The organism is Streptomyces atroolivaceus (assembly GCF_000717025.1).
Taxonomy (GTDB): domain Bacteria; phylum Actinomycetota; class Actinomycetes; order Streptomycetales; family Streptomycetaceae; genus Streptomyces; species Streptomyces atroolivaceus.
Genome location: NZ_JNXG01000060.1, coordinates 1 through 951 on the forward strand (window position 1 = coordinate 1; position 951 = coordinate 951).

A 951-nucleotide genomic window follows, 5' to 3' on the forward strand; every position below is an offset into this window, starting at 1 on the left:
AACCCGGCCTTCGTCACCGCCGCCGCCACGCTCGACGCCTACTGGGCCGACGGCCAGATGGAGAAGCAGACCCTCGCCCGCGGCGAGCAGGTCGAACAGGCACTGCTGGCGATCGCGGAGGAGCACCAGGAGACCGAGGCCAGGATCCGTGGCCGCGGCCTGGTCTGGGGCATGCAGTTCCCCGAGGCACCCCGTGCCTCCGCCGTCTGCAAGCGCGCCTTCGAGCTGGGCCTGCTGCTGGAGACGTCAGGGCCTGAGAGTGAGGTGGTCAAGGTACTGCCGCCCCTCACCATCTCCTCGGAGGAGCTCGAGGAGGGCCTGCGGATCCTTGCGAGAGCTGTGCGGGAAACCGGCTGAACCACCTGGACGCGAAGCGTCCGCCCAAGAGCCGGGAAGGCCGGCCGCTCACGCCCCGTCACAGCTCAACGCCCCGTCACCGCTCACGCCGCATTCCGTGCCAACGTAGGAAGGGTGCCATCCCACCGTGATCGTCCGATCTTTCAGTGACATCGAGAACACCGACCGGCACGTCAGGTCCGCTTCAGGAACCTGGGAGAGCAAGCGCATCGTGCTGCCACACGCTCCGGCCCAAGACGGACTTCCGCTGCGTGTGCGTCTTCAATCCCCCCGTCACCGGTCGGGAGGACCATGACGAGAACGGTGTATACCCGCTGCTGACAGAGGAGGGCTGAACCATGATCACCGATGTACGCGCCGACCTGTACCCCTCGCGCGGCGCCGCCGAGATGACCACTCCCCGCCAGGACCCGGTCATCTGGTCCGCGCCGGGGACGCCCGGGCCGGTAGCCGCGAAGGACCTGCAAGGCTTCGAGGAGAACGGTTTCCTCACCGTCGACCAGCTCATCACCCCTGACGAGGTGGCCGTCTACCGGGCGGAACTGGACCGGCTGGTCGCCGATCCGGCGGTCCGCGCCGACGAGCGCTCGATCA

The 951-nt window shown here is 68.2% G+C and carries 1 protein-coding gene and 2 pseudogenes; all 3 read left to right on the forward strand.

Annotation, left to right across the window (positions count from 1 at the left end; all coding sequences use genetic code 11):
* Positions 1-357 (forward strand): aminotransferase class III-fold pyridoxal phosphate-dependent enzyme (locus OO67_RS35390; RefSeq protein ID WP_033305945.1); only part of this gene is annotated, 357 nt, incomplete at its 5' end.
* 127 nt (positions 358-484) lie between these two features.
* Positions 485-692 (forward strand): annotated as a pseudogene (locus tag OO67_RS37705) (ectoine synthase).
* A gap of 3 nt (positions 693-695) precedes the next feature.
* A pseudogene (locus OO67_RS35395) lies at positions 696-951 on the forward strand (ectoine hydroxylase); the annotation flags it as partial.